This is a genomic window from Psychroserpens mesophilus (assembly GCF_050617655.1).
Classification (GTDB): Bacteria; Bacteroidota; Bacteroidia; order Flavobacteriales; family Flavobacteriaceae; genus Psychroserpens; species Psychroserpens mesophilus_A.
Map to the genome: position 1 here is coordinate 1 of NZ_JBODQC010000448.1, position 241 is coordinate 241.

The 241-nt window shown below is 64.3% G+C and carries 1 protein-coding gene; it reads right to left on the reverse strand.

Features of this window, described 5'->3' with window-relative positions; all coding sequences use genetic code 11:
* A partial coding sequence (locus ACRHNM_RS17945) for an ABC transporter substrate-binding protein (RefSeq protein WP_431137993.1) occupies window positions 1–241 on the reverse strand: 241 nt, incomplete at both ends.

The following is a 241-nucleotide window of genomic DNA, read 5'->3' on the forward strand; positions in this document are numbered from 1 at the left end:
GGCGGCGATCGCCTGGCGCACTTTCAGGTTGTCGAGCGGCTTGATGTTGCGGTTGATGTGCAGCGTGCGGAATTCGGCCGGCTCGTAGATGTCGCCCTGCATGCCGCGCTTGGCCGAGCGTTCGACCCAGCGCTGTTCGCGCTTGCCCTGCATCACGTCGATCTCGTTGGAGGTAAACGCCAGTTCGCGCGCGCTGTCCGACGGGATCATGCGGTACATGATGCCGGCCAGCTTCGGCTTG